This window comes from Actinomadura sp. KC345 (assembly GCF_004348515.1).
GTDB lineage: Bacteria > Actinomycetota > Actinomycetes > Streptosporangiales > Streptosporangiaceae > Spirillospora.
In genome coordinates, this window is record NZ_SMKH01000017.1 from 16783 (window position 1) to 41279 (window position 24497).

The following is a 24497-nucleotide window of genomic DNA, read 5'->3' on the forward strand; positions in this document are numbered from 1 at the left end:
ATGGACGTCGGTCTCAGCGCCGAGCAGCACCAGCTCGTCGACTCCTTCACCTCGCTGTTCTCCGGCGCGTCGCCGCCGTCCCGGGTGCGGGAGGCCGAGCCGCTCGGCTTCGACGCCTCCCTGTGGGGCACCGCGCGGTCCGCGGGGGTCCTGCCCATGGCGGTCGGCGAGGACGCGGGCGGCTGGGGCGCCCGGCTGCTCGACCTCGCGCTCGTCGCGGAGCTGCAGGGGCGTTTCCTCGCGCCCGCACCGATCATCGAGGCCCAGGCCGCCGCCCGGCTCCTCGCGCGGCTGGGAACACCGCCCGCCTCCGCCGCGCTCGCCGCGGCCCTGGCCGGCGAGCGCACCGTGACGGTGGCCTTCCTTCCCGCCCGCGGCGGTGTGGCCCGGCTCGTACCCGCCGGGGCCGTGGCCGACGGCGCGGTGGTGCTGAACGGCGACCGGCTGCTGCTCGTCCAGGGCTGCGGCGCGCGGGCCGCGAACCTCGGTTCGCTGCCGCTCGCCGACCTGCCGATCGGCCCGGACGCAGACGTGCTGGCGACCGGGCCTGAGGCCGTGGCCGCGCACGAGGCGGCACAGGACGAGTTCCTGCTGCTGACGGCCGCGGCCCAGGTAGGCATCGCCGCCCGCGCGCTGGAGATCGGGGTCGGGTACGTCAAGGAACGCACGGCATGGAACGTTCCGATCGGCTCCTTCCAGGCGGTCGCGCACACCCTGGCCGACGTGGCCGCCGCCGTCGACGGCGCCCGCCTGCTCGCCTATGAGGCGGCCTGGGCGGCCACCGAGGAGCCGGAGCGCTTCGCCGAACTCGCCGCGCTGGCCTTCGGGTTCGCCGCCGAGACGGCGCGTGACGCCACCTACCACAGCCTGCACTTCCACGGCGGCTACGGCTTCACCGACGAGTACGACGTCCAGCTTTACTACCGGCGCGCCCGCGCATGGGCCGGCGTCTGCCTGGAACCGCGTGCCGCCTACCGCCGGGCGGCCGACCGCCGCTACGGCCCCGCACAGATGGAGGAGCAGTGGACTTCGGCCTAGTAGAGCGCGGCGAGGCGCTCCGCACGGAGGTCAGGGCGTTCCTCAAGGAACACCTCACCGGCGAACTCGCCGAGCGGTGCCACCGCACCGGGGTCGCCCACGACACCGGGTTCGTCCGTGCGATGCACGAGGCTGGGTTGCTCGCGCTCGGCTGGCCCGAGGAGTGGGGAGGACGTCCCTGCGACCCGTTCGAGTTGTGCGTCGTGGAGGAGGAGCTGAGCAGGGCCGACGCGCCGACCTACGGGGTCAGCACGACGCACATGGTCGCGCGCGCCATCCTGAAGTGCGGCGACGACACCCAGCGGGAGCAGGTCGTCCCGAAGGCGGTGCGCGGTGAGATCCTCATCGTGCTGGGGTTCACCGAGCCCGAGTGCGGATCGGACCTCGCCGCCGCGCGGACCCGCGCCGTGCGGGACGGCGACCACTGGGTGATCAACGGCTCCAAGATGTTCACGACCAACGCCCACATCGGCGACCATGTGTTCCTGCTCGCGCGGACCGATCCGGACGCCCCCAAGCACGAGGGGCTGACCGTGTTCCTCGTCCCCCTCGACCAGCCCGGCATCGAGGCGCAGGCCGTCCGCACCATCTCCGGTGAACGCACGAACATCACCTACTACCGCGACGCGCGCGTCCACGACGCGTGGCGCATCGGCGAAGTCGGCGGCGGCTGGCGCGTCCTGGGCGAAGCCCTCCAGGAGGAGCACTCCGTCGGCTTCGGCGCCTCGATGCTGCGGCTGCTGGAGGCGGCGGAGGACTGGGCGCGGACGGAGACCTGCGAACGGGGCCGGCCCCGCATCGCCGACCCCGGCGTCCGGGAACGGCTCGGCCGGTGCGCCGCCGAGGCGGAGGTCTCGCTGCTCCTCCAGCGGCGCGCGGCGGTGATGGCCGGGCAGGGCGCCGTCCCCGCGGCGGAGGGGCCGATGGCCAAGCTCTTCAGCTCCGAAGCACTGACCCGGGCGGCGGAGGACCTGTTCGCCATGCTCGGCCCGGACGCGCTGCGCAGTCACCTGTCCCCCGGCGCGCCCGGGGGCGGGCGCGTCGAGCACTCGCTGCGCTTCTCGCTCGGGACGACGATCTACGGCGGGACGAGCGAGGTCCAGCGCGGCAGCATCGCCCGCCGGGGGCTCGGGCTGCGCCGCTGAGCGGGAGCCGGCGGCGAAAGAGCCGGTGCCGGTGCCCGCCCTCCCAGGCGGCCACCGGCGCCGGCCCTGCTCATTCCCCCCGGCGGGTCAGTCCCCGACCGGTTCCTCCTCCGGCCCGGCGCTCAGGTAAGCCGACTGCAGGGCCCCGGACGAGGCGAGCAGTTCCTCACCGGTGCCCGACATCGCCAGGCGTCCCCGCCGCAGCACGTGCCCCCGGTCGCTGACCGACAGCACCTGCGATGCGTGCTGCTCGACGATGAGGACCGCCGTCCCGGCGTCGGCGGCGGCGCGGAGCCGCTCCAGCAGCCGTGTGACGATCAGCGGGGCGAGGCCGAGGGACAGCTCGTCCACCAGCAGCAGGTCCGGCTTGCCGGCAAGGCTGCGGCCGAGCGCGAGCATCCGCTGCTCGCCGCCGGACAGCAGCCCGGCGGGCCGGTTGAGGAGCGGCTCCAGTTCGGGGAACAGGGCGAGCGCGTCCTCGACCTTGCCGGGACCGAGCTTCAGGTTCGCCAGCGTCGTCAGCCGGCTGAAGACCGAGCCCCCCTCGCCGATGTAGGAGATGCCGCGTTTGGCCCGGACGTGCAGCGCGCCGCGCAGCGGGGCGTCCCGGTAGAGGACGCGCCCCGACGACGGCACCAGCACCCCGGCGAGGGCGAGCAGCGTCGTGGTCTTGCCGGCGCCGTTGGGCCCGAGCAGCGCCACGACCTCGCCCTCGTCGATGTGCAGGTCCAATGACCGGATCACGTCCACGCCGGTGTAGCCGGCGGACATCTCCTCGACCTTCAGCAGCATGGCGTCACGCCCTTTCCCGCTCGGTCTGCGCGTCCGACCCGAGGTAGGCGGCCACCACGGCCGGATCCCGCAGGATCTCCTCCGGCTCCCCGTCCGCGATCAGCGTTCCGAAGTTGAGGACGGCGACCCGGTCGGCGCACGTCCGCACGAAAGACATGTCGTGCTCGATGACCAGGACCGCGATACCGAGGTTGTCGGCCAGCCGCCGGATCAGCCGGGCCAGCTCGGCCGTCTCCTGCTCACTGAGCCCGGCCGCGGGCTCGTCCAGCAGCAGGACGGCGGGGCCGGCGGCCACCGCGCGGGCGATGGCCAGCAGCCGCCGCCGGCCGTGCGGCAGCTCGTCGGGAAGCCGCGCCAGGTCGTCGGCGAACCCGAACTCCTGGACGGCGGCCTCGCCGGCGACCGTCAGCGCGGGCATGCGCGGCCGGACCAGGTCGGTGAGGTACCGGGTCTTGGCCGGGGTCCCGGCCGTGACCAGGAGGTTCTCCATGACGGTGAGGTCCTCGAACAGTTCCAGCGACTGGAAGGAGCGCACCAGCCCGGCGCGGGCCCGGCGGGCGGCGCCCCAGTCCTCGAGCGCCGCGCCGCCGAGCCGGATCCGCGCGCCCCGGTCAGGACGCACGAAACCCGTCAGCGCGTCGATCACGGTCGTCTTCCCGGCGCCGTTCGGCCCGATCAGCGCGAGCACCTCGCCGCGGCCGACGTCCAGCCGCACATCGTTCACGGCCTGAACCCGCCCGAAGCGGACACTCAGCCCGGAGACCTCGAACACGCGCTCGCCCGGTGGACGTTCCCGCGGCAGGGCCTTCGCGGTGTCCGGTGCCGGAGTCGGCGGAGGCTCGGCCTGACGGCGCTCGGCCGGCCTGAACCGGTCGCGCAGCATCGTGGCGAACCGGACCTGCTCGAACGCCATCCCGCTCGGGTTGGCGAGAATGATGATCAGCAGCATCGCGCCCGAGACGATCTCCAGCGCGTTGGTGCCGAGGCCGAAGGAGTGCAGGATCTGGCCGCCGATGCCGCCGGGGGCGAAGCCGCCGCCGCCGAGCGCGCCGATCACGAAGCCGATCCCGCCGATCACCGTGTACACGACCAGCTGCACCGACGAGAACGGCGAGAACTCGGTCAGCACCAGGTTCTGCTGCCGGAACGCCAGCAGCACGCCCCCGAGCGCGGCGAGGGCCGCGCCGAGCGCGAACGCGTAGACCTTGATCGTCGCACTGCCGAGGCCGAGCGCCGCCGCCGCCCGCTCGTTGCTGCGCAGCGCGATCAGCCGCAGGCCGGTCCAGCCGCGCCGCACGTTCGCCACCGCGAGAGAGACCGCGACCAGCAGCCCGAGAGTGACGAAGGCGAGCCGGCGCGGATGGTCGAAGCCGTCGATCTCCCAGCCGAACACGTTCAGCGTGCCGATGTCGATGCCGGCCATCCCGCCGGTGAGGGCGGGATTCTGCAGGATCAGCTGGGACAGCACGACCGACAGGCCGAAGGTCAGCAGGGCGAGGTTGACGCCCCGCGTCCGCAGCGCCGGGATCGCGATGAGGACCCCGACCGCCATGGTGATCGCCACGGCGGCGATCAGGGCCGGGATGAACGGCCAGGACTGCGTCTGGATCAGCTTTCCGGCGATCCACGCGCCGGTGCCCGCCAGACCCATCTGCGCGAGGGAGATCTGCCCCGTCAGGCCGGTGACGACGACCAGCGACAGGCAGATGATCGCGGTGGCGAGGCTGACCTGGATCGAGGCCGCCCACGCGGGTGGCACCGCCAGGATGACGGCCGCGGTGATCCCGACCGCGATGAGCAGCCCCGGAACCGACACGCGGCCCGTGCCGAGCACCGGGAGCCGGTCGAGCAGCTCACCGCGGACGGGGAGGTTGCGGCCCGCGACGAACAGCACCACGACGATCATGAGGAACGCGGCCGAGTGCGACACCGACTGCGCGGTGAACGTGCCGAACAGCAGGTTGTTGTCCGAAACGACCGGCGCCAGCGGGCCCTCGTTGGTGATGTAGCGGCCGAGGAGCGTCTCCACCACGCCGATGACGAGCGCCGCCGCGAGCGTCCGCCAGAACGAGTAGAAGCGGCCCACGAGCGCCGCCGCCAGCGACCGCAGCACGATCAGCGCGAGTGCCTCGACGCTGAGGAACAGGACCGGGGCGATCAGGATGCCGGCCAGCGAGGCGAGCACGGCGCCGATCATCCAGTTAACCGTGGCGACGCGGTCCGGTGACTTGCCGAGCGCCGCCGCGGCCACCGGGTTCTCGGCGACCGCCTCGGTCGTGCGCCCGAACGACGTCCAGCGGAACAGCGCCACGAGGCCGAGCGTCAGCACGCCCGCGATGCCGATGATCCAGAACCGGTCCTGGCCGATCCCCGCGCCCGTCCCGAACAGGTGGTGCACGGTGTCCGGGAGCGGGGAGACGACGAGGTCCTGCCCGTGTCCCCACAACTGGTAGCCGATCCCTACCAGCAGTGCGAAGACGCCCAGGGTCGCGACCAGCCGCACCAGCGACGACGCGCGCCGCAGATGCTTCATCAGCAGCAGGTGCGTGGCCGCGCCGAGCAGCGCGGGGACGCCCAGGGCGAGCGGCCACGCGGCGGCCTGCGGGAGCCCGAGGTCGGGGGCGACGCGGAAGAACAGGTAGGCGCCGATCATGCTGTAGGCGCCCTGTGCGAAGTTCACGACCCCGCTGCCGCGGTAGATGAGGACGAGGCCCTGGGCCGTGAGGGCGTAGACCGCCCCCACGGACAGCCCCAGGATCACGAAGGTGAGGAAGTCGTTCATGGGCGAAGCTCCTGGCCTTTCCGGCTACTGCTTCGCGAGCTCGTTCAGATCGGTGAACTTGCCGCCGGCGGGAGCTTGGATCTCGCCGCCCTTCACCGTCTGGAACTGGATGGTCGCCCGCGGGAGCTGTGACAGCTTGAGGAAGTTCGGCGTGCCGTAGGTGAAGTCGGGGGCGATCCCGATGGAGACCTTGCTGCCCTTGAGCGACCTCATGAGCGCGGCGCCGCTGATCTCGTCCGTCGTGCCGAGCCGGTCCGCCACGAAGTGGACCGCCGCCCACGCGTTCAGCGCGAACTCGGTGCCCTCGATCTCGCCGTCGCCGTATTTGTCGATCTCGTCCTGGAACTGCTTGATCTTCGGGTTCGCGGTGTTCGTCGGAGCGTCGTAGTCGCTGGTGACGATGGTGCCCTCGCCCGCCTCGCCCGTCTTCTTCAGGGACGCCTCGGAAACCGCCGTCGCGACGACCGCGATCTTGCCCTGGTAGCCGGCCTGCCGCAGGCCCACGATCGTCTTGCTGGTGACGTCGGTGGAGGCCAGCAGGGCGACGCCGTCCGGCTTCTCGCCGGCGATCTGGCTGAACTGCGAGGTCAGGTCGGCCGACGCGTCGAACGGCAGGTAGTGGGTCTTCTTCAGGTCGTCCGGCGACTTCAGCAGGGCCTTGACGTACTGAGGCACCAGGCGGCCGGACGGGCTGTCACCGGTCACGACGGAGACCGTCTTGGCCCCCGCGTCCTGGAGCGCCGCGCCGGTGGCCGCCGACAGCATCGGCGAGCCGCCCACGAGCGGGAACGAGGCCGGGTTCACGAAGTCCTGCTCGGTCTGCACCTGCGTGCCCACCAGCGGGATCGACGCCGACTCGAACGCCTTGACGACCTCGTCCGACGACACGTACTTGCCGACGCTGGCGACCGCCTTCTTGTCGATGGCCTCGCGGGCGCACTTCACCGCGGCATTCGGGTCGGTCACGGTCGACGCCTCGCAATCGACCAGCTCGATCGGTCGCGCGTCGCCGCCGCCGGACGGCTTCACGCCGCCCGCGTCGTTCACCGCGTTGGCCGCGGCCCTGGCGGCCTTCAGCAGCTCGGGCTGGTAGATGGGCCCGGGCCCGGAGGCGATCACCGACAGCCGGATCGGCTCGCCGGGGAGATCCTTACCGTACTCGGCGTCGGAGCCGGAATCGGAACACGCGGTAACGCCGGCCGCCGCGAGCGCCGCGACGGCGGCGACGGAGAGGAATCTGCGCACGGTGGAACTCCCAACTACTTACACGAAAGGGGGTGCCTGGTCAGGGCTTTCGCCGTCCGGGCTGACGTTAGTCATCAAAGTATATTTCGACGTCAACGTCAATAGATAGAGAAAGACCAGGTGAAGCGGCCGCGCGCGGCCGCACTCAGCGGGCCGCGCGCTCCGCCTCCAGCGCGCCGATCCGGCCTTCCAGCCGGGCGACGACGTCGAGGAGCCCGAGAACGCCCTTGCGGATGACGATGTAGTCGTCCTTGGCGATCCGGTTGCCGTCGATGTCCTTCAGCTTCTCCAGCAACAGCACCGTCTGGGCCGCCTCCGGGCTCGCCTGGACGTCCTGGATCGAATTACCGATGTGCTGCGCCATGATCCCTCTCATTCGGGCGCGCTGACGCCCTTCTTCTCGAGCACCACGCCCGGACCCGTCACGCGCAGCCGGCAGGCGAGCCGGACGAGCGGGCCGCGCAGCCGCTTCGGCAGGCGGGTGCGCATCTGGAAAAGCTCCTCATCGTCCGGCGGCACGCATCCGAGCTCGCCGTCGACGACCTTCGCGAAGCACACCATGCACTCCGCCTGCCCGTAGCACTTCGTCGGCCAGATGTAGCCGAGCCGCCACGCGGCCTCGGCGACCGACTCCCCCGCCGGGACGTCGAACTCGACGCCGGCCGGCTCGACGCGAACGATCGGCATCGTGGCAAGACCCCCAGCTCGCAGGCCGGCCGGACCGGCCGTGCGCCCGGGGCGCACCACGGCCGGCCGGCCGCTCGGTCACATGTTCGAGGCGATGACGCGGTCCATCTCCTCGTGCATGTTGGCGATCGACTTCTCGTACTTGCTGGACAGCCGCAGGCCGTCGAAGTCCTGCGAGTGCAGGCCGCGCTGCTGGCCCTCGATGTTGCTGAAGTCCTGGCGCGGGATCAGCCCCCAGTGCTCGGTGTCGTCCTTGTCGAAGACCCCGAGCAGCTCGGCGCGCTCCGGCTCCTGACCCTCCGGATAGGTGGTCAGCGACCACACGTCGAAGACGCACTTCTCCGGGTCGTCCTGGTAGGGACGCGACCGGTAGCACAGCGCGTTGCCGTACATCGGCAGCATCAGGTAGTTCGGGAACAGGAAGATGTCGCCGCCCCACAGCCGCATGGCGTCCGTCAGCGGCGCCATCGGGATCCCCGCGCCCTCCGCGTACTCGTACAGCGCCGAGATGGCCGCCGCAGGGAAGTCCGACAGGTCGATGTCGGTGCGGTTGCGCAGGCCCTCGAACACCCGGATGTCGCCGTCCAGGGTCATCGCGTCCTGGCCCTGGGCGAGGAGCCGGCCCGACTCGATGAAGGTATCGGCGTCGGCGGTCCAGCCCTCGTTCTCGAACGCGCCTCCCTGGAACCGGGCGTGCCCGTTCCCGAAGACCGTGTACTCGATGGCCTCGCTCATCATCGCGCCGGCCTCCTCGCCGCCGCCCATCATCAGCTGCGGGTGCGTCTGCAGCGTGTGGTAGCCCTCGAAGAACGCCTCCTGCGCCATCTTCCAGTTGGCGTTGAGGATCACCTGCTTCCACCACTTGACCCGCATGTTCCCGACGCCCACCGCGTCGAGCATGTCGGCGACCGGCGACAGGGCCTCGCGGAGCGGTCGGGCCTCCGGGTCCATGTTGATCCAGACGTGGCCGGACCAGATCTCGACGCGGCACTCCCGCAGCCGGATGTCCTCCTTCTTCAAGCACTCCGGCTCGAACGCCGAGTCCATGAAGACGAACGACGACGACCCGTCGAGGTTCCAGCGCCAACCGTGGAAGGGGCACACGAGCTGGCCGCCGGGGAACCGGCCGGAGCCCTTCGCCAGCTCAGTGGCACGGTGCCGGCACGCGTTGTGCAGGGCCTTCACCGAGCCGTCGCGCTGCCGGACGATCAGGATCGAGCGCCCCGCGACCTCGTACTCGACGAAGTCACCGGCGTTCGGGATCTCCTCCAGCCGCGCCGCCATCTGCCAGACGCGCGACCACAGGTGCTCCTTCTCGAGCTCGTGCAGCTCGCGTGAGTAGTACCGCTCCTTCGGGACGAAGTTCGCCTCCCGCATGGGATGCGGGATCTTCGCCTGGACCTTCGGCGAGTTCGGCCCGGGAGCCGTGTCCCGGGGCGTGGCCGTTCCGGTGGTGACATCGGCTGTCATGACTCGGACACCTCGTTTCGAAGTGGGGTGGTGGGTCGGTCATTCGTCCGTTTCGATCGTGGCGAGGAGGGTGCCGACCGGGTACGTCCCGTCGGGGACGGCGTCGCCGTGGCGGAGCACGCCGGTGGCCGGTGCGGGGATCTCGGTCTCGACCTTGTCGGTGGCGACGATGTAGATCGGCTGCTCCTCGTCGACGCGCCGGCCGTCTTCGACCAGCCACTCGACGAAGACGCCCTCGTGGGCGGCCATTCCGAGCTTCGGCATCCGCACGGGAACGCTCATCGGCCGGCCTCGACCGTCTCGCGGACGGCCGCCGCGACGCGCGCCGCGTCGGGGAACACGGCCTCCTCCAGGACGCTCGCCGACGGGATCGGGCGGAAGCGTGCGCCGAGCCTGCGCACCGGCGCCTTCAGGCGGCCGAACAGCTCGCCGCCGATCTGCGCCGCCAGCTCGGCGCCGGGCCCGGCGAACTCCGTCGCGTAGTGGGACACGACCGCGCGGCCGGTCCGCCCCACCGACTCCAGCACGGCGGCAGCGTCCAGCGGGACCAGCGTCCGCAAGTCCAGCACCTCGGCGTCGATGCCCTCGGCCGCCAGCTCGTCCGCGGCCGCCAGGGCGTCGAAGACACCGCGGCCGTAGGTCACGATGGTGACGTCGGTCCCGGGACGCTTGATGTCGGCCTTGCCCAGCTCGGCGACGTGGTCGTCGGGGACCTCGCCCCGCGCCCCGTAGGTGTAGACGGTCTCGATGAACAGGCACGGGTCCGGATCGAAGATCGCCGCCTTGAGCAGCGCCTTCGCGTCGGCCGGCGTGCTCGGCACGATGACCTTCATGCCCGGGACGTGCATGAACCAGCTCTCCAGCGACTGCGAGTGCGTCGCCCCGGAGCCGAGCCCGGCGAACGTCGCGGTGCGCACGGTGACCGGGCACGGGGTCCGGCCGTCGGACATGAAGCGGGCTTTCGCCGCCACATTGACGATCTGGTCCATCGCGATGCCGATGAAGTCCATGATCATGATCTCCGCGACCGGGAGGCGCCCCTCCAGCGCGGCGCCGATCGCGGCCCCCGCGATGGCGGCCTCGGAGATCGGCGTGTCGAGCACCCGTTCCCGGCCGTGCTTGGTGGACAGCCCGGCGGTGACGCCGGACACGCCGCCGGCGGGGTCGGCCAGGTCCTCGCCGAGCAGGAAGACGCGCTCGTCCTCGGCGAGCGCCTCGTCCAGCGCCTCCTGGAGAGCGGCGAGGACGGTGAGGGTCCGGGTCTGAGCCGGGGTCGTCATGCGGGGATCCCTTCCATGGCGGCGTACACGTCGCGGTCGATCTCGCCGAGGTCCGGCACCGGCGAGTCGAGGACGGCCCGGAGCGCCTCCTCGACGCGGGCCGACGCGTCCGCTTCGATCGCGGTCAGCTCGGCGTCGGTGAGCACACCTCCGTCGAGCAGCACCTGCCGGTACCGGGGGATCGGGTCGGCCTTGCGCGCCGCGGCGAGCTGCTCCGGCGGCATGTACTTCTGCGGGTCGCCGGAGTAGTGGCCCTCGAAGCGGAAGGTGACGCATTCGAGGAGGGTCGGGCCGCCGCCGCTCCGGCCGCGCTCCGCCGCCCGCCCGACGGCCGCGTGAACGGCCTCGGGGTCGTTGCCGTCGACCCGCTCGCCCGGCATCGCGTAGCCGAGGGCCCGGTCGGCGACCCGCTCGACGCGCATCGTCTCGGCGATCGGCGTCATCTCGGCGAACAGGTTGTTCTGGCAGACGAACACCACCGGCAGCCGCCACGTCGCCGCGAGGTTCATCCCCTCGTGGAAAGATCCGGTGTTCGTCGCGCCGTCGCCGAAGGACACGGCCACGACCCGGTCGCTGCCCTGCTGCCTGGCGGCGAGCGCCTGCCCCACGCCGACCGGGACGCCCGCCCCGACGATGCCGGTGGACAGCAGCACGCCGACCTCGGGGGCGGTGATGTGCATGGTGCCGCCCTTGCCGCCCGACGCGCCGGCCGTCCGGCCGAGCACCTCGCCGATGACCTCGATGAGTGGTACGCCCTTGCCGATGAGGTCGTGCAGGCCCCGGTAGGTCGTGACCAGGCGGTCGTCGGCGCGCAGCGCCGCTCCCATGCCGGCCGCGATCGCCTCCTGGCCGCGGTGCGGCCAGATCACGGCGGCGAACTCACCGCGGCCGATGCCGCGCCGCAGGCGCTCGTCGCACGCCGCCGCCAGCGTCATCGTCGTGTACATGCGGCCCGCCGTGTCCTTGCCTACGTCTTCTGTCGACATCGAAGTCATAAAAGCTCCGTTCCCCGGGACCTTCGCTAGCGCGGACGGGAGATGGCCTGTTTGCGCACGTCCAGTCAATGCGAGAAAGAACGCCTACTCGCTGCGAGGCTAACAACGTGTGGTACAGGCCACAAGAGTAAATTGACGTCGACATCAGGATTATTTCCAGGCGAGAATCGGATTCTCCGGAACCGCGAGTGGTACGGGCCACTGGCGACCCGGCGCGGGGGCGCGGCCGGTGCTCAGTCCCGCGTCCGGACGACGCCGCGGTCCCTCAGGCCGGACACCCGCGACTCCGGGACGCCCCAGTCGGCGAGCGCCGCCGCACCGCCGGAGCCGGGCAGCGTCGGGCCGCCCGGCGCGGACGGGGCAGTGCGGCTGAAGCGGGGCGCCGGAGCGGGCTGGTATCCGTGCGCGGTCGGGTGGAGCACCTCGCGCGCCCGGAGCTGCGGATGCCCGGCGGCCTCACCCATCGACAGGACCGGGGTCGCGCAGACGTCGTCGCCGGCGAAGAACCCCTCCCACTGCGCCCGCGTCCGCGTCCGGAACACGCCGGCGATCCGGTCGCGCACCGCCGGCCACTCCGCCGGGTCGTCCAGCGCGCCGGCCAGCTCAGCGGGAAGCCCCAGACGCGAGAGCAGGCGCAGCAGGAACTTCGGTTCCATCGCGCCCACGGCGACGTGGGCGCCGTCGGCCGTCTCGTAGGCGGTGTAGTTGGGGGCGCCGCCGTCCAGCAGGTTGCTCCCCCGGGCGTCGTTCCAGCGGCCTGCGTTGCGCAGGGTGAACGGCCAGGCCATCAGCAAGGACACGCCGTCGATCATCGCCGCGTCGACGACCTGGCCGTGCCCCGACCGGCGTGCCTCGAACAGCCCGGAAACCAGGCCGAACGCCAGCAGCAGGCCGCCCCCGCCGAAGTCGCCCAGCAGGTTGAGCGGCGGAACCGGCGGCCCGTCCGCGGGCCCGATCGCGTGCAGCGCGCCGGTGAGGGCGGTATAGTTGATGTCGTGCCCGGCCCTGTCCGCGAGCGGGCCGTCCTGGCCCCAGCCGGTCATTCGGCCGTAGACCAGGCGCGGGTTGCGGGCGCGGAGCGGCTCCGGGCCGAGACCGAGCCGTTCGGCGACGCCGGGCCGGAACCCCTCCACGAGGACGTCCGCCGTCTCGCACAGCCCGGCGACGAGTTCGGCCCCCGCGGGGTCCTTCAGATCGACCTCCACGGATCGGCGGCCGCGGGAGAGGATGTCCTCTGCGAGCCACCAGTCGTCCTCCGGGCCTGTGCGCAGGCGGTCGAGGCGCAGCACGTCGGCGCCCATGTCGGCCAGCATCATGCACGCGAACGGGGCCGGCCCGATGCCGGCCAGCTCGACCACCCGCACGCCCTTGAGCGGTCCGCTCATCCTCGCCTCCCGTGGCCGTTCACAGCTCGTCCAGCAATAGCCGCGCCTTCGCGAGCGCGGCAGGCAGCCTCGGGAGCATGCGCACTCCCCATGCGGCCGTGTCGCCCCGCTTGAGCGCGTGCTTGGCGATGAGGCCGGTCGTGGCGGTGAGCTTGAACAGCGCGAGCGCCAAGAACCAGGCCATCTCCCCGACGTCCTCGCCGTACGCCTCGGCGTACTCCCGCAACAGCGCGTCCGTGCCCGGCAGGCCGGGTGCGGACCGCACCGCCGCTGGGTGGTCCCCGTCCAAGGACAGGACGAACCACGCCAGGTCCACCCGCGGATCACCGCGGGACCAGATCTCCCAGTCGATCACCGCGGTGACCTCCGTGCCGCGGCACAGCATGTTGCCCAGCCGGAAGTCACCGTGGGTCAGGCACGGGACGACCGGCACCGGCTCGGTGGCGCGCAGCCGTTCGCCGCAGTCCGCCCAGGCCAGGCCGAAGTCCGCCGGAAGGGTGCGCAACGCCTTCTCCCAGCGGGTTATCTCCGCTCCCAGCGACACGGGCTCCTCCTCGGCCCACCAGGGTGCGGTGAGCTCGGTCCGGTGCAGCGCGGCGAGCGCGCGTGCCGCGCTGAACGCCCGTGCGCCGAGCACGCCCGGGCCCGGAAGCCCCTCCTCCGCGTCGTCCACGTTCGGTTCGAGTGCGGAACCCTCGCAGTGGCTCATCGCGAACAGCGGCCCGTCCGTGCCGTCCTCGGCGAACAGGAGCAGGGGGACGGGCACCGTGCCGGCCGGGCCGAGTCCGGCCAGCAGCCGCGCCTGGCGGAGCATGTTGCGGTTGCGCCTCGCGGGCAGTCCCGCCGGGGCCACCTTGACGACGATCCGGTCGTGGGGCGCCGCGTCCACCGAGGCCAGGAAGGTGAGGCTCGACTCGCCGCCGGGCAGTTCGCGCACCGCGGTGATCTCGGCACCGGGGTGCCAGCTTCGCGCCGCGGCGTTCAGCCGCCCGACCAGGGCCGGGACGTCCGGGCCGAGCGCCGCGGCCGCCGCCTCAGCCCCCATCCCGCACCCGGGCGAGGACGTCCGCGTGCTTGGCCAGCGCGGCCTCGCGGCGGGCGGGGACGTGCTCGCTCGGGAACCTGCCCTCCGCCGGACGCACCGAGCGCAGCAGCTCCCGCGCGACGGTCATCTTGTGGACCTCGGTCGGGCCGTCGGCGAGCCCCATCACGAACGACTCGACCAGCGTCTCCACGAACGGCATCTCGTGGGTGACGCCCAGCGAGCCGTGCAGCTGCAGGGTGCGGGACGCGACGTCGTGCAGGACGGTCTGCATCGCGGCCTTGACGGCGGCGATCTCACCGCGGACCGCCTTGTAGTCGTCGCACTCGTCGATCCGCCACGCCGTGCGCAGGGTCAGCAGCCGGAACATCTCCAGCTGCGTCCAGGAGTCGGCGATCATCCCCTGGACGAACTGCTTGTCGGCGAGCCGCTCGCCCTGCGTGAACCGCGACACCGCCCGCTCGCACATCGCGTCGAGCGTGCGGCGGACCAGGCCGATCGTGCGCATGGCGTGGTGGATCCGCCCGCCGCCCAGCCGGGTCTGGGAGATCGCGAACGCCTCACCGGGCTCGCCCAGCACGTGATCGCGGGGCACGCGGACGTCCTTGTACCGGATGTAGGCCTCGTAGCCGGTGCCCGGGGTCTCGTACCCCATCCCGACATTGCGCACGATCTCCAGGCCGGGCGTCTCGCGCGGCACGACGATCAGCGACTGCCGTTTGTACGGCGGATTGTCCGGATGCGTCACCGCCATGACGATCATGAACGAAGCGAAGCAGGCGTAGGAGGAGAACCACTTCTCGCCGTTGACGACCCACTCGTCGCCGTCGAGGACGGCGGTCGTGGTGAAGACCTTCGGGTCCGCGCCGCCCTGTACCTCGGTCATCGAGAAGCATGACCCGATCTTGTTCTCCAGCAGCGGCTCCAGGTACCGCTCCTTCAGCATCGGGCTGCCGAAGCGCGCCAGGATCTCGCTGTTCCCGCTGTCGGGCGCCTGGCTGCCGAACACGATCGGCGCGCAGGCCGAGCGGCCGAGGATCTCGTTCAAAAGCCCGAGCTTGACCTGCCCGTAGCCGCGGCCGCCCAGTTCGGGGCCGAGGTGGGTGGCCCATAGGCCGCGCTCCCGGACCTTGTCCTGGAGCGGCGGGATGAGCGCCTGCCGGACCGGATCGGCGTGGTCGTAGGGCGAGTCGACGAGGTAATCGAGGTCCTCGACCTCCTCGCGGACGAACGCGTCCGCCCAGTCGAGCACCTCCTGGAACTCGGGCTCGGTTCGGAAGTCCCACGGCATCGGCGTTCCTCTCGACGGCCGCCGCGCGACCGCGCACGGCGGACCTCAGCAGGATCACCAAACTTACAATATTGACGTCAAAGTAGAAAGTGTTACCGAGGATTCAGCGGTCCAGGTAGCGCGGTGGGCGCCGCTCAAGGAACGCGGCGCGCGCCTCGGCGGCGTCCACCGTCCCGGCCGCCATGACCTGGGCCCGGTCCTCCCGGTCGAGCGCGGCGCGCAGGTCGTCCTCGTCGGCGTTGGCCCACATCACCCGCTTCGTCATGCGGACGCCGAAGGGGGCGTTGGCGATGATCGACGCAGCGGTCTCCACCGCCGCGCCGATCAGTTCCTCCGGCTCCACCAGCGGGCCGACCAGGCCCCGAGCATGCGCCTCATCCGCGCCGACCAGCCGTCCGGTGAGCATCCAGTCGGCCGCGGCGTTCATCCCCACCAGCCGCGGCAGGTGATAGCTCAGTCCCATCTCGCACCCGCTCAGCCCGATCCGGATCGCACCCGCGCCGAACTTCGCCGACGGCGTCGCGATCCGGATGTCGGACGCGCAGGCCAACGCCATCCCACCGCCCACCGCGGCGCCGTTCACGGCCGCGATGACCGGCTGCGGCAGTTCCCTGACCACGGCGATGATCCCGCTCATGTACCGCTGGAACCCCAGCAGCGCCTCGGGCCCCTCGTCCGGGGACGGCACCGGGCCGCCGAAGTCGCGCACGTCCAGGCCGGCCGAGAACGCCCTGCCCTCCCCTGTGAGGATCACCGCCCGGACGTCCGGGTCCCGGCCCAGCTCGCCGAATCGGTCGTACAGCTCGGCCATGAGGCCGGCGTCGAGGGCGTTGAGGGAATCGGGACGCGCGAGCGTCACCACGGCGATCCCCGGCCGCTCGCGGCCGACCCGCACAACACTCGCCATCCCGCGCTCCTTGAGGCATTATTGATTCCGACGTCGGCATTGTAACCGACGTCCGCCTTCCCGGCCCGGACCCGGGCGGAACCGACGTGAGGAGCGGGACATGGGTCGACTGGACGGAAGGGTCGCCCTCGTCACCGGCGCGAGCCGGGGACTGGGCCGGTCCATCGCGGGGACGCTCGCCGCCGAGGGTGCGCACGTCGCCGTCGTGGCGCGGACAATGGAGGCCAGGGACGGCGTGTCCGGTTCCCTGGCGGAGACGGTGGCCGAGATCGAGTCCGCGGGCGGGCGGGCGACGCCGTTCGCCGCCGATCTCTCCGACCCCGCGAACTGCGACGGGCTGGTCGCCGACGTCCGGGAACTGGCAGGGGCCCCGGCCGTCCTCGTCAACAACGCCGCGGTCACGTTCCTGCGCCCCCTGGAGGACTTCCCGATCCGCCGCGTCCAGGTGATGCTGAACCTTCACCTGCTGACCCCGCTCCGGCTCGCGCAGCTGGTGGCGCCGGGGATGCGCGCGGCCGGCGGCGGCTGGATCGTCAACCTGACCTCCGTCGCGGCCGTCCGCCCGGAAGGCCCGCCGTACGACGCGTTCGCCCGCACCGCGGGCTTCGGCGTCTACGGGACGGTCAAGGCCGGGCTGGAGCGGCTCACCGTCTCGCTGGCGGCCGAGTTCACCGACGCGGGCATCGCGGTGAACGCCGCCGCCCCCCTGAACCCGGTCGCGACGCCGGGCGCGCGCACCCTGGACCTGGCCGAGACCGGCACTGAGGACGTCTCGCTCATCTGCCGCACCGTCCTGGAACTGTGCAGTGGCGACCGGACCCGGCTGACCGGACGGATCGAGCACACCACGCCGTTCCTGGAGCGGCTCGACGCGGGCGAGGTCGCCGGCGCGTACCAGAACGCCCGAGCGTGAGGAGAAACGACATGGGCACTCCCCGGATCTACCACGTCGGCATCGTCGTCCCGGTGCTCGAACCCGCGATGGCGCAGCTGGGGGAGGTCGCGGGCGTGACGTGGGGCCGGTTGCAGCGCTTCACCGTCGAGTTCGACACCCCCTCCGGGCCGCGGACGTTCGACCAGACGTTCGTGCTGTCCCTGGAAGGGCCGCCCCACATCGAACTGCTGGTTCGGGTCGAGGACAGCGTGTGGGAGAAGACCGGCCTGCACCATCTCGGCATGTGGAGCGACGACGTCCCCGGCGAGTCGGCCGGGCTCGAAGGCGGCGGCTGCCTGTGGGAGGCCGCCATGCTGGACGCCGAGGGGCGGCGGGCGGGCGGCTGCTACCACATCCTCCCGGGCCTCGACGCCCGCGTCGAACTCGTCTCCCGCGCCGCGAGCGGCCCGCGCCTCCAGAACTACCTCGCGGGCGGGTCAGAGGAGTTCGAGGATCGTGGCGTTCGCCAGGCCGCCGCCCTCGCACATCGTCTGGAGGCCGTAGCGGTGGCCCTCACGCCGCATCCGGTGGACGAGCGTGGTCATGAGGCGGGCGCCCGAGCCTCCGAGGGGATGGCCGAGCGCGATCGCCCCTCCGTCGGGATTGACCGCGGCCGGGTCGGCGCCGGTCTCGGCCAGCCACGCGAGCGGGACCGGCGCGAACGCCTCGTTCACCTCGAACGTGCCGATGTCCGAGACCGGAAGGCCCGCCCGGTCGAGCGCCTTGCGGGTCGCCGGGATGGGCGCGCTCAGCATCATCACCGGATCGTCGCCGGCCAGCACCGCAGTGTGCACCCGCGCCAGTGGTTCCAGCCCGTACCGCGCCGCGTTCGCCGACGTGGTCAGCAGCAGCGCGGCCGCGCCGTCGCTGATCTGGGACGACCCGCCCGCCGTGACGACCCCGTCCTCGCGGAAGACCGGCCTGAGCTCCGCCAGCCGGGCGGCCGTCGTGTCGCGGCGGACGCCCTCGTCCTCGTCGATGACCGAGCCGTCGGGCAGGGCCATCGAGACGATCTCCGCCGCGAACCGGCCTGCGTCGATCGCCGCGGCCGCGCGCGCGTGAGAGCGCAGCGAGTACTCGTCGACCTCGGCGCGGCTCAGCCCCCAGCGTTCGGCCATGAGCTCGGCGCCGACGCCCTGGTTGAAGCCTTCCACACCGAAGCGGGACGTCAGCGAGGACGGCGTCGGCGTGCCGGCACCGTAACCGAGCGCCGCCCCCAGCGGAACCCGGCTCATCATCTCCACACCGCCCGCGACCGCGAACTCGTACTGCCCCGAGATCACGCCGGCCGCGGCGAAGTGCACGCTCTGCTGCGAGGACCCGCACTGCCGGTCGACCGTCGTCGCCGGGACCGACTCCGGCCAGCCGGCGGCCAGCAGGGCGCCGCGCCCGATGTTGAGGGTCTGCTCGCCCACCTGCTGGACACAGCCCCAGACCACGTCGTCGACCAGCGCCGGCTCCAAACCGGTGCGCTCGGCGAGCGCCCGCAGCACGCCGGCTGAGGCGTCCACCGCGTGCACCTGCGCCAGCCGACCGTTGCGGCGGCCGATCGGGGTCCGGACGCACCCCACGATGACGGCGTCGCGTTCACTCATGTCCTGTCGTTCCTCCCCGAAGAGCCGGACGGCTCAGGCCGCCGGGGACGCTGTCAGCGTCTCGGTCAGCGTGGTCTTCGTCCCGACGGCGTGGTACAGGTACCAGTTCTTGAAGGGGTAGCGGTCCTCGGGCGTGAAGCCGTAGTCGTCGACCACGCCGGGAACCGAGAGGCGGGTCTGGTCCAGGTGGGTCTTGAGCTGCTCGCCGGAGCACGGGTGGCCGCAGCTCTTCAGCGCCTCGCCGAACGCCCGCGCGGCCAGGTAGCCGATCACCAGCTCGCCGTCGTTCAGGCCCTTCGCGGTCGCCGCGTCCTGGATCGCCGGCTCGACCGCGCCGATGTACTCCTTCACGCCGCTCTCGGTGCCCGCCGGGTCGACGAGCGCGTAGACGTTCATCGCGTAGACGCCCTCGTCCTTGGACGAGACGAGGGAGGCGAAGTTCCCGGTGCCGTCCAGCCAGACGAACGGCGCCTGCACGCCCGCGGCGCGGACGCCCTTGAGGACGCTCAGCATGCCCGGCCCGGTGGTGGTCACCAGAACGACGTCGGGTTCGGTCTCAACGACCTTCGTCACCTGCGCGGACACGTCGGAGGCCATGAGGTCGACCTCCTGGGCGGTGGCCAGCTCGACGCCGGCGCCGCCGGCCTGCTCCTTCATCGACTTGGCGAGCGCCTCGTTGGTCAGCGTGTTCAGGTAGACGAGGGCGGCCTTCGGGCCGTCCTTCTCGGTGACCTTCTTCGCCGCGTCGAACATGGCACTCGCCGCGCGCGTGTTGTCCGGGCCGATGCTGAAGACGTAGGGGTTCGGCTCGGCGACGGAGATGCAGCCCATGGGAACCTCGTAGCGCTCCGCGACCGGCTGCGCGGCCGAGCAGTTCGAGCTCAGCACGTTCCCGAACATCGCGTTCACCTTGGAGGCGGTCGCCAGCTGGGTCGCGTTCGCCGCGGCCCGGGCCTGCTCGCCGCCGTTGTCGAGCGAGGTCAGCTTGATCTTGTGGCCGTTGATGCCGCCGGCCGCGTTGACCTCGTCGACGTACCCCTGGATTCCCTGCTGGAGCGTCTTGCCGTAGGACGAGGCCGCTCCCGACAGCTCCGCGTTGATGCCCAAGTTGTATTCGCCGCCGGAGCCCGCGTCGCCGCCGCCTCCGCATCCGGCGGCGGCGAGGACGGCCGCGCCTGCGACGGCCAGGGCCTTGAGAAGGGTTCGGGGTGCACCGGGCATCGCAGCATCCTTGTCATGAAGAACGTCGGGGGTGGGGTGTGACCGATGTCATTTTTAACTTTGATGTCAGAAAATAAATCCGCTTGAGGGTGCTGTCAAGGTCTCTCCGGCAGCGTGACCTCGGCGAGCCCCGGTCCCACCGTGAGGACGCCGTCCGCCGTCGTCCGCAGCTCGATCTCGACGACCGCCCGCCCGGCTCGCCGCTCCTTGGCGACCACCCCGCCCTCGACCCGGACCAGAGCGCCGGCCGGCGTGAAGCGCGCCATCCGGAAGTTCCTGATCGCCTGGATGGTGCCCTCCAGGCCGATGTAGTCGCGCAGGGCGCGCTCCCACATGCCCTGCAGGAGGATCGCGCTCGCGTACATGGACGGCGCGCCGTTCGCCCGCGCGTAGGCGTCGTTGTGATGCGTCGCGGTGAACTCGCGCCCGGCCCCCGCCGCCATGACGAGGCGGTGCACGGGCAGCGGGAGCGTCAGGCCCGGCAAGCGGTCGCCGACCGCGACGTCCTCGAAGCGGCGCTGCCCGCTTCCAGGCACGTTTGGTTCAGGCACGCTCGATTCAGGCACGGGCGCCCTCCCCCTCCACCGGGACCGGGTCGAAGAAATAGATCTGCGCTTCGACCCGGCAGATCGGTTCCATGTCGCCGGTGAACACATGCCGGTCGAACGTGACGAACGCGCCCCGTCCCACCCTCGTCTCCTTGGGCTCGCAGGCCAGCAGGCGCCGCGGCCCGGCCCCGGCCCGCTCCCCCGCGTGCAACGGCCGCTCGAACTCGATCGACAGGCACGTTCCGAACATGCCCGAGGTGGGCGGCGCCCCGGGGAAGACGTCGTCGGAGATCGTGCTCCGCCATGGCTGCGCGTCCCTGGACGGGCCGTCGAACGTGGGACGCTCGCCGGGCTCCCACACCGCCGGCATGATGAAGGTCCACATCGCCGTGTAGGGCGCGATGACGTCCGGCCAGCCGTAGGCTCGGGCGACGGCGGCGTCGCGGTGGAGCGCGCAGTCGAACTCCAGCGGTTCGAGCCAGCGCCGGATCGCGCCGCGCTCGACCGGGTCGGGGCCGTACCGGACGTCCGGCTCGTCGATCTCCGAACCGACCCGGTCCACGAGCGGTCGCCAGGCCGCCTTCCAGTCCTCCGTCATGCGCCCCTCCCCGCATCGGTGCCGCACCCGTTCACTGACCCACGCCTTCCGCGGCCTCGCCCAGGTAGGAGCGCTTGACGACGTCGCTGCCCATCACCTCGTCCGGGAGGCCCACGTGCAGGACCTCACCGAAGTTCATGGCCATGAGCCGGTCGCAATTGCCCGTCACGAAACCGGGATCGTGGTCGATGAGCACGATCGTCCGGCCGAGTTCGCGGAGCCGGTGCAGCGCCTCGCCGATCTCGCCGCGCTCCTGTCCGCTGACACCCGAGGTGGGCTCGTCCAGCAGCAGCAGCTCGCTGCCGGCCACGACGGCGCGGGCTATGTCGGCCAGCTTCTGCACGGCGCTCGACAACTCGCCCAGCGGCCGGTGCGCGTACCGCTCCAGTCCGAACTCCCTGAGCACCGCGGCGCTCCGGTCGCGCGCCGCGTCCTTCGCCCGCCGCCTGCGATGGCCGCCGAACCGGAGCGCGCCGGCGACGGTGTTCGGCAGCTCGCCGAGCGCGACGAGCTGCAACGCGGTGAGGTCGCGGAAATAGTGGGTCGACTGGAGGCTGCGCCCGATGCCGTGGTCGCGCATCCTGTGCGGGCGCACCCGGCGCAGGTCGACCTCCCCGTAGCGGACCGTTCCCGCGGTCGGCCGGACGATCCCGTCGACGACGTTGAGGATCGTCGTCTTGCCGGCGCCGTTCGGGCCCACGATGCCGAAGACCTCGCCCGGCCGGACGTCGAAGGTGACGCCCCGCAGGATCTGCACGCCGCCCAGGTGGACGTCCACGCCGTCGACGTCCAGCCGGTGGCCCCGCTTCTCATCGTTCATGTCGCCCCAGGTACGCGTCGAGGACGGCGTCGATGTCCAGCGAGTCCAAGGGCCCGCTCGCCACGAGCGACCCGCTGTCCATGACCTGTACTTCGTCGGCGACGTGCAGAGAGGCGTGCACCGCCTGGTCGGCGGCGAGGATGGTGAGCCCGCGCTCGTCCGCGAGCCGCCGCAGGTAGCTCATCAGCTCCCGCACGATGCCCGGCGCCAGTCCGAGCGACAGTTCGTCCACCAGCAGGACGCTCGGCTTGCGGAGGAGGACGAGCGCGGTGGCGAGCATCTGCCGCTCCCCGCCGCTCAGCAACCCCGCCCGTACGGCCCTGCGCTCGCGCAGCCGCGGGAAGAAGTCGAAGATCTCGTCGATGTCCGGCTTGCGGGACGTCACGAGGCGCAGCTGGTCCTGAACCGCCATGTTGACGAAGACCTTGTCGCGTTCCGCCACCAGGCCGACGCCGAGCTTGGACAGGCGCAGCGGACCGGGGCGCTTCACGACCTTCCCCCGCACAGAGATCGTGCCCCGCGCGGAGCCCGTCTCGTGGGCGAGGAAGCCCGTGATGCCGCGCAGCGTGCTGGTCTTGCCGGCCCCGTTCCGGCCGAGGATCACCGTGAGGGTGCCGGGGAGCAGGTCGACGTGGTAGTTCGACACGGCGGGCAGTCCGCCGTCGTAGGACACCACGAGGTCCCGCACGGTGAGAACCGGATCCGTCATGACTCCGCCGGCCTTCCGCCGCGGCGGGCGCCGAACGCGCGCCGCAGCAATCGCTCCGCCTTCCCCAGCAGCCCCTCGATGCCCTCGGGCTCGAACAGCACCACAAGGAGGAAGAGCAGGGAGAAAAGGCCCGCATTGGCGATGCTCTGGTTCTCGGTGTACCAGTTCGCACTCAGCCCGAGCTCGGTCAGCCAGCCGGACAGCCGCAACTGAAGGACGTACGGCAGCGCGGTGATGACGACCGCCCCGGTCAGCGCGCCCAGCCGGGACCGGACGCCGCCGATGAAGATCATCGTGATCAGCGCGATCGACAGGTTGAGGTCGTAGGTCGCGTAGTCGGCCCGCCCGACCAGGTAGGCCAGCAGCGAACCGGCGACGGCGGTGATGGAACCGCTCGCGGCGAACGCGTACAGCTTCCAGCGGACGACGTCGACGCCGCTGACCGCGGCCGCCACCTCGCTCTCGCGGATCGACCGCCACGCGAGGCCGATCCCGGTCCTCTCGGTCAGGGCGACGACGAGGTACACGACCGCGAGGATCGCGATGAGCACGGCGTAGAGCGACCGGCCGGCGGAGACGTCCAGGGAGCCGATGTGCAGCGGAGGCACCACGAGCCCCGCCGGGTGGTACTCCGACTGGTAGTTCTTGGTGATCGCCGTCACCATGAACTGCAGGGCGAGGCTGGACAGCAGCAGGTACAGGCCCCGGAAGCGGAGCCCCGGGATCCCGGACAGCAGGCCGACGAGCCATCCCGTCACCGCGCAGACCACGAGCGGGACGGGGAAGGTCTCCAGCGGCGTGCCGGCGAGGGTACCTGTGACGAACGCGCCGATGGCCATGAAGGCGGCGCCGCTGAGGGCGATCTGGCCGGCGCTGCCGATGAGGACCGACTGGCCGATCGAGGCGATGGCGTAGACCGCACACGCCTGCCCCACGAGGTTGAGGAAGGGGCTGCCGTTCAGCGCCCACAGCGCGCCGGCGAGCAGGGCGCCCGCCAGCACGAGCCGCGTGAGGCCGCCCTGCTCGCCCAGCGCCTCGATGATCCGGGCACGTGCCGTGGAGAGCGTGCCGACGGCGGGGGCCGGTCGCGCCGCGAGCCGCTCGCCGCTCGCCTCGTCGCCGCTCACAACCGCACGACCTCGGCCTTGCCGAACAGGCCGGACGGGCGGAAGAACAGGAACGCCAGCATGATCGCGAAGGAGAAGAGGTCCACCCAGGCGGACCCGATCCCGATCCGTACGGCGTTCTGGACGCCCGCGAGCATCACGCCGCCCACCAGGGCGCCGCCGACCGAGCCGAGGCCGCCGAGGATGATGGCCGGGAACGCGAACAGCCCGATGTTGGCCACCCCGACCGGGTCGACCGCGGAGCGGAGGCTGAACGCGATTCCGGCCAGCGCGGCGGTCCCTCCGGCCAGGGCCCAGGCCACGGTGGCGATCCGGGCCGAGCTGACCCCGAGGTGGACGGCCAGCGTCGCGTTGTCGGCCACCGCCGCCATGCGCAGTCCCAGCTGGGTGTAGCGCAGCATCAGCACGAGGACCGCCACGACGGCCGCGGCCATGGCGACGGCCACGATGTCGGCGACCGGCACGACCGCGCCCATGAACCGGTGGGCGTGCGCGGACACCACCTCGGGAAGGCTGAGGGGCGCCGTTCCGTACTTGATCCCCACGGCGGCCTGCAGGACGCCGGCCAGCCCGATCGTGGCGACCGAGGTGGCGAACGCCTCCCTCGCGGCCACCCTGGCGAAGATGAGCACGTAGACCAGGGCGCTGAAGGCCGCCACGACGGTCATCGTGATGAGCACGGCGAGCGGGAACGGCCGGCCGCCGTCCTGGACGAGCGAATAGAAGATGAAGGCGCCGAGCAGCATGAAACCGCCCTGCGCGAAACTCAGGACCTTCGACGCGCGAAACAGCAGCGCGAATCCGACGCCGACCAGCCCGTAGATGGAACCGGTCACCAGCGTGCCCTCGACAGCCTGGGCGACAACGCTCACAACGTCGCTCCCCC

Annotated in this window: 24 protein-coding genes; 3 read left to right on the forward strand and 21 right to left on the reverse strand. The window is 71.8% G+C overall.

Annotated features, from left to right (window positions below; all coding sequences use genetic code 11):
• Positions 1–1038: an acyl-CoA dehydrogenase family protein gene (locus tag E1281_RS04855; RefSeq protein WP_131875914.1), complete on the forward strand. Its 1038-nt coding sequence runs from the start codon at positions 1–3 to the stop codon at positions 1036–1038.
• Positions 1023–2183, forward strand: coding sequence for an acyl-CoA dehydrogenase family protein (locus E1281_RS04860; protein ID WP_207943107.1), 1161 nt, complete (start codon positions 1023–1025; stop codon positions 2181–2183). The genes E1281_RS04855 and E1281_RS04860 overlap by 16 nt, the downstream gene beginning before the upstream one ends.
• An 87-nt stretch (positions 2184–2270) precedes the next feature.
• Here the strand turns inward: E1281_RS04860 and E1281_RS04865 are convergent, their stop codons facing one another.
• The 13 genes from E1281_RS04865 to E1281_RS04925 all read right to left on the reverse strand — a co-directional run bounded on the left by E1281_RS04865 (position 2271) and on the right by E1281_RS04925 (position 16059).
• Positions 2271–2975: an ATP-binding cassette domain-containing protein gene (locus E1281_RS04865; RefSeq protein WP_131875916.1), complete on the reverse strand. Its 705-nt coding sequence runs from the start codon at positions 2973–2975 to the stop codon at positions 2271–2273.
• 4 nt (positions 2976–2979) lie between these two features.
• Positions 2980–5757 carry a branched-chain amino acid ABC transporter permease/ATP-binding protein gene (locus E1281_RS04870; protein ID WP_131875917.1) on the reverse strand — a complete coding sequence of 926 codons (2778 nt, stop codon included), beginning with the start codon at positions 5755–5757 and terminating at the stop codon, positions 2980–2982.
• A 24-nt stretch (positions 5758–5781) separates the two neighbouring features.
• Positions 5782–7002, reverse strand: coding sequence for an ABC transporter substrate-binding protein (locus E1281_RS04875; RefSeq protein WP_131875918.1), 1221 nt, complete (start codon positions 7000–7002; stop codon positions 5782–5784).
• A 145-nt stretch (positions 7003–7147) separates the two neighbouring features.
• Positions 7148–7366, reverse strand: a complete 219-nt coding sequence (locus E1281_RS04880) for a hypothetical protein (RefSeq protein ID WP_131875919.1) — start codon at positions 7364–7366, stop codon at positions 7148–7150.
• A gap of 8 nt (positions 7367–7374) precedes the next feature.
• The gene (locus tag E1281_RS04885; RefSeq protein ID WP_131875920.1) at positions 7375–7689 is read right to left on the reverse strand and encodes a 2Fe-2S iron-sulfur cluster-binding protein; all 315 of its coding nucleotides are present in this window, start codon (positions 7687–7689) and stop codon (positions 7375–7377) included.
• Positions 7690–7767: 78 nt separating this feature from the next.
• Complete coding sequence (locus tag E1281_RS04890; RefSeq protein WP_207943108.1) at positions 7768–9159, reverse strand: aromatic ring-hydroxylating dioxygenase subunit alpha; 1392 nt, start codon at positions 9157–9159, stop codon at positions 7768–7770.
• A 39-nt stretch (positions 9160–9198) separates the two neighbouring features.
• Positions 9199–9441, reverse strand: a complete 243-nt coding sequence (locus tag E1281_RS04895) for a biotin/lipoyl-containing protein (protein WP_131875921.1) — start codon at positions 9439–9441, stop codon at positions 9199–9201.
• Positions 9438–10439: a transketolase C-terminal domain-containing protein gene (locus E1281_RS04900; protein ID WP_131875922.1), complete on the reverse strand. Its 1002-nt coding sequence runs from the start codon at positions 10437–10439 to the stop codon at positions 9438–9440. The genes E1281_RS04895 and E1281_RS04900 overlap by 4 nt, the downstream gene beginning before the upstream one ends.
• On the reverse strand, positions 10436–11425 hold the full coding sequence (locus tag E1281_RS04905; RefSeq protein WP_207943109.1) for a thiamine pyrophosphate-dependent dehydrogenase E1 component subunit alpha: 990 nt from the start codon (positions 11423–11425) through the stop codon (positions 10436–10438). Before E1281_RS04905 ends, E1281_RS04900 begins: the two co-directional genes overlap by 4 nt.
• A 242-nt stretch (positions 11426–11667) precedes the next feature.
• Positions 11668–12819, reverse strand: a complete 1152-nt coding sequence (locus E1281_RS04910; RefSeq protein WP_131875923.1) for a CaiB/BaiF CoA-transferase family protein — start codon at positions 12817–12819, stop codon at positions 11668–11670.
• Between the two features lie 19 nt (positions 12820–12838).
• The gene (locus tag E1281_RS04915; RefSeq protein WP_131875924.1) at positions 12839–13864 is read right to left on the reverse strand and encodes a phosphotransferase family protein; all 1026 of its coding nucleotides are present in this window, start codon (positions 13862–13864) and stop codon (positions 12839–12841) included.
• Positions 13854–15152 (reverse strand): acyl-CoA dehydrogenase family protein, encoded by a 1299-nt coding sequence (locus E1281_RS04920; protein ID WP_131875925.1) that lies wholly within the window; start codon positions 15150–15152, stop codon positions 13854–13856. The genes E1281_RS04915 and E1281_RS04920 overlap by 11 nt, the downstream gene beginning before the upstream one ends.
• A gap of 103 nt (positions 15153–15255) precedes the next feature.
• Positions 15256–16059, reverse strand: a complete 804-nt coding sequence (locus E1281_RS04925) for an enoyl-CoA hydratase-related protein (RefSeq protein WP_131875926.1) — start codon at positions 16057–16059, stop codon at positions 15256–15258.
• 100 nt (positions 16060–16159) lie between these two features.
• On the opposite strand from E1281_RS04925, the gene E1281_RS04930 reads away from it, so the two are divergent.
• Positions 16160–16972: an SDR family NAD(P)-dependent oxidoreductase gene (locus tag E1281_RS04930; protein WP_131875927.1), complete on the forward strand. Its 813-nt coding sequence runs from the start codon at positions 16160–16162 to the stop codon at positions 16970–16972.
• 458 nt (positions 16973–17430) lie between these two features.
• Here the strand turns inward: E1281_RS04930 and E1281_RS04940 are convergent, their stop codons facing one another.
• The 8 genes from E1281_RS04940 to E1281_RS04975 all read right to left on the reverse strand — a co-directional run bounded on the left by E1281_RS04940 (position 17431) and on the right by E1281_RS04975 (position 24483).
• Positions 17431–18588: an acetyl-CoA C-acyltransferase gene (locus E1281_RS04940; RefSeq protein ID WP_131875928.1), complete on the reverse strand. Its 1158-nt coding sequence runs from the start codon at positions 18586–18588 to the stop codon at positions 17431–17433.
• 33 nt (positions 18589–18621) lie between these two features.
• Positions 18622–19809, reverse strand: coding sequence for an ABC transporter substrate-binding protein (locus tag E1281_RS04945; RefSeq protein ID WP_131875929.1), 1188 nt, complete (start codon positions 19807–19809; stop codon positions 18622–18624).
• A gap of 95 nt (positions 19810–19904) precedes the next feature.
• A complete protein-coding gene (locus tag E1281_RS04950; RefSeq protein ID WP_207943110.1) occupies positions 19905–20360 on the reverse strand; it encodes an acyl dehydratase in 456 nt (151 codons plus the stop codon).
• Between the two features lie 7 nt (positions 20361–20367).
• Positions 20368–20955 (reverse strand): MaoC family dehydratase N-terminal domain-containing protein, encoded by a 588-nt coding sequence (locus E1281_RS04955; protein WP_131875930.1) that lies wholly within the window; start codon positions 20953–20955, stop codon positions 20368–20370.
• A 31-nt stretch (positions 20956–20986) separates the two neighbouring features.
• On the reverse strand, positions 20987–21775 hold the full coding sequence (locus E1281_RS04960) for an ATP-binding cassette domain-containing protein (RefSeq protein WP_131875931.1): 789 nt from the start codon (positions 21773–21775) through the stop codon (positions 20987–20989).
• Positions 21765–22484 carry an ATP-binding cassette domain-containing protein gene (locus E1281_RS04965; RefSeq protein ID WP_131875932.1) on the reverse strand — a complete coding sequence of 240 codons (720 nt, stop codon included), beginning with the start codon at positions 22482–22484 and terminating at the stop codon, positions 21765–21767. Before E1281_RS04965 ends, E1281_RS04960 begins: the two co-directional genes overlap by 11 nt.
• The gene (locus E1281_RS04970; RefSeq protein ID WP_165958791.1) at positions 22481–23611 is read right to left on the reverse strand and encodes a branched-chain amino acid ABC transporter permease; all 1131 of its coding nucleotides are present in this window, start codon (positions 23609–23611) and stop codon (positions 22481–22483) included. Before E1281_RS04970 ends, E1281_RS04965 begins: the two co-directional genes overlap by 4 nt.
• Positions 23608–24483 carry a branched-chain amino acid ABC transporter permease gene (locus E1281_RS04975; RefSeq protein ID WP_131875933.1) on the reverse strand — a complete coding sequence of 292 codons (876 nt, stop codon included), beginning with the start codon at positions 24481–24483 and terminating at the stop codon, positions 23608–23610. Before E1281_RS04975 ends, E1281_RS04970 begins: the two co-directional genes overlap by 4 nt.
• Between the last annotated feature and the right edge of the window lie 14 nt (positions 24484–24497).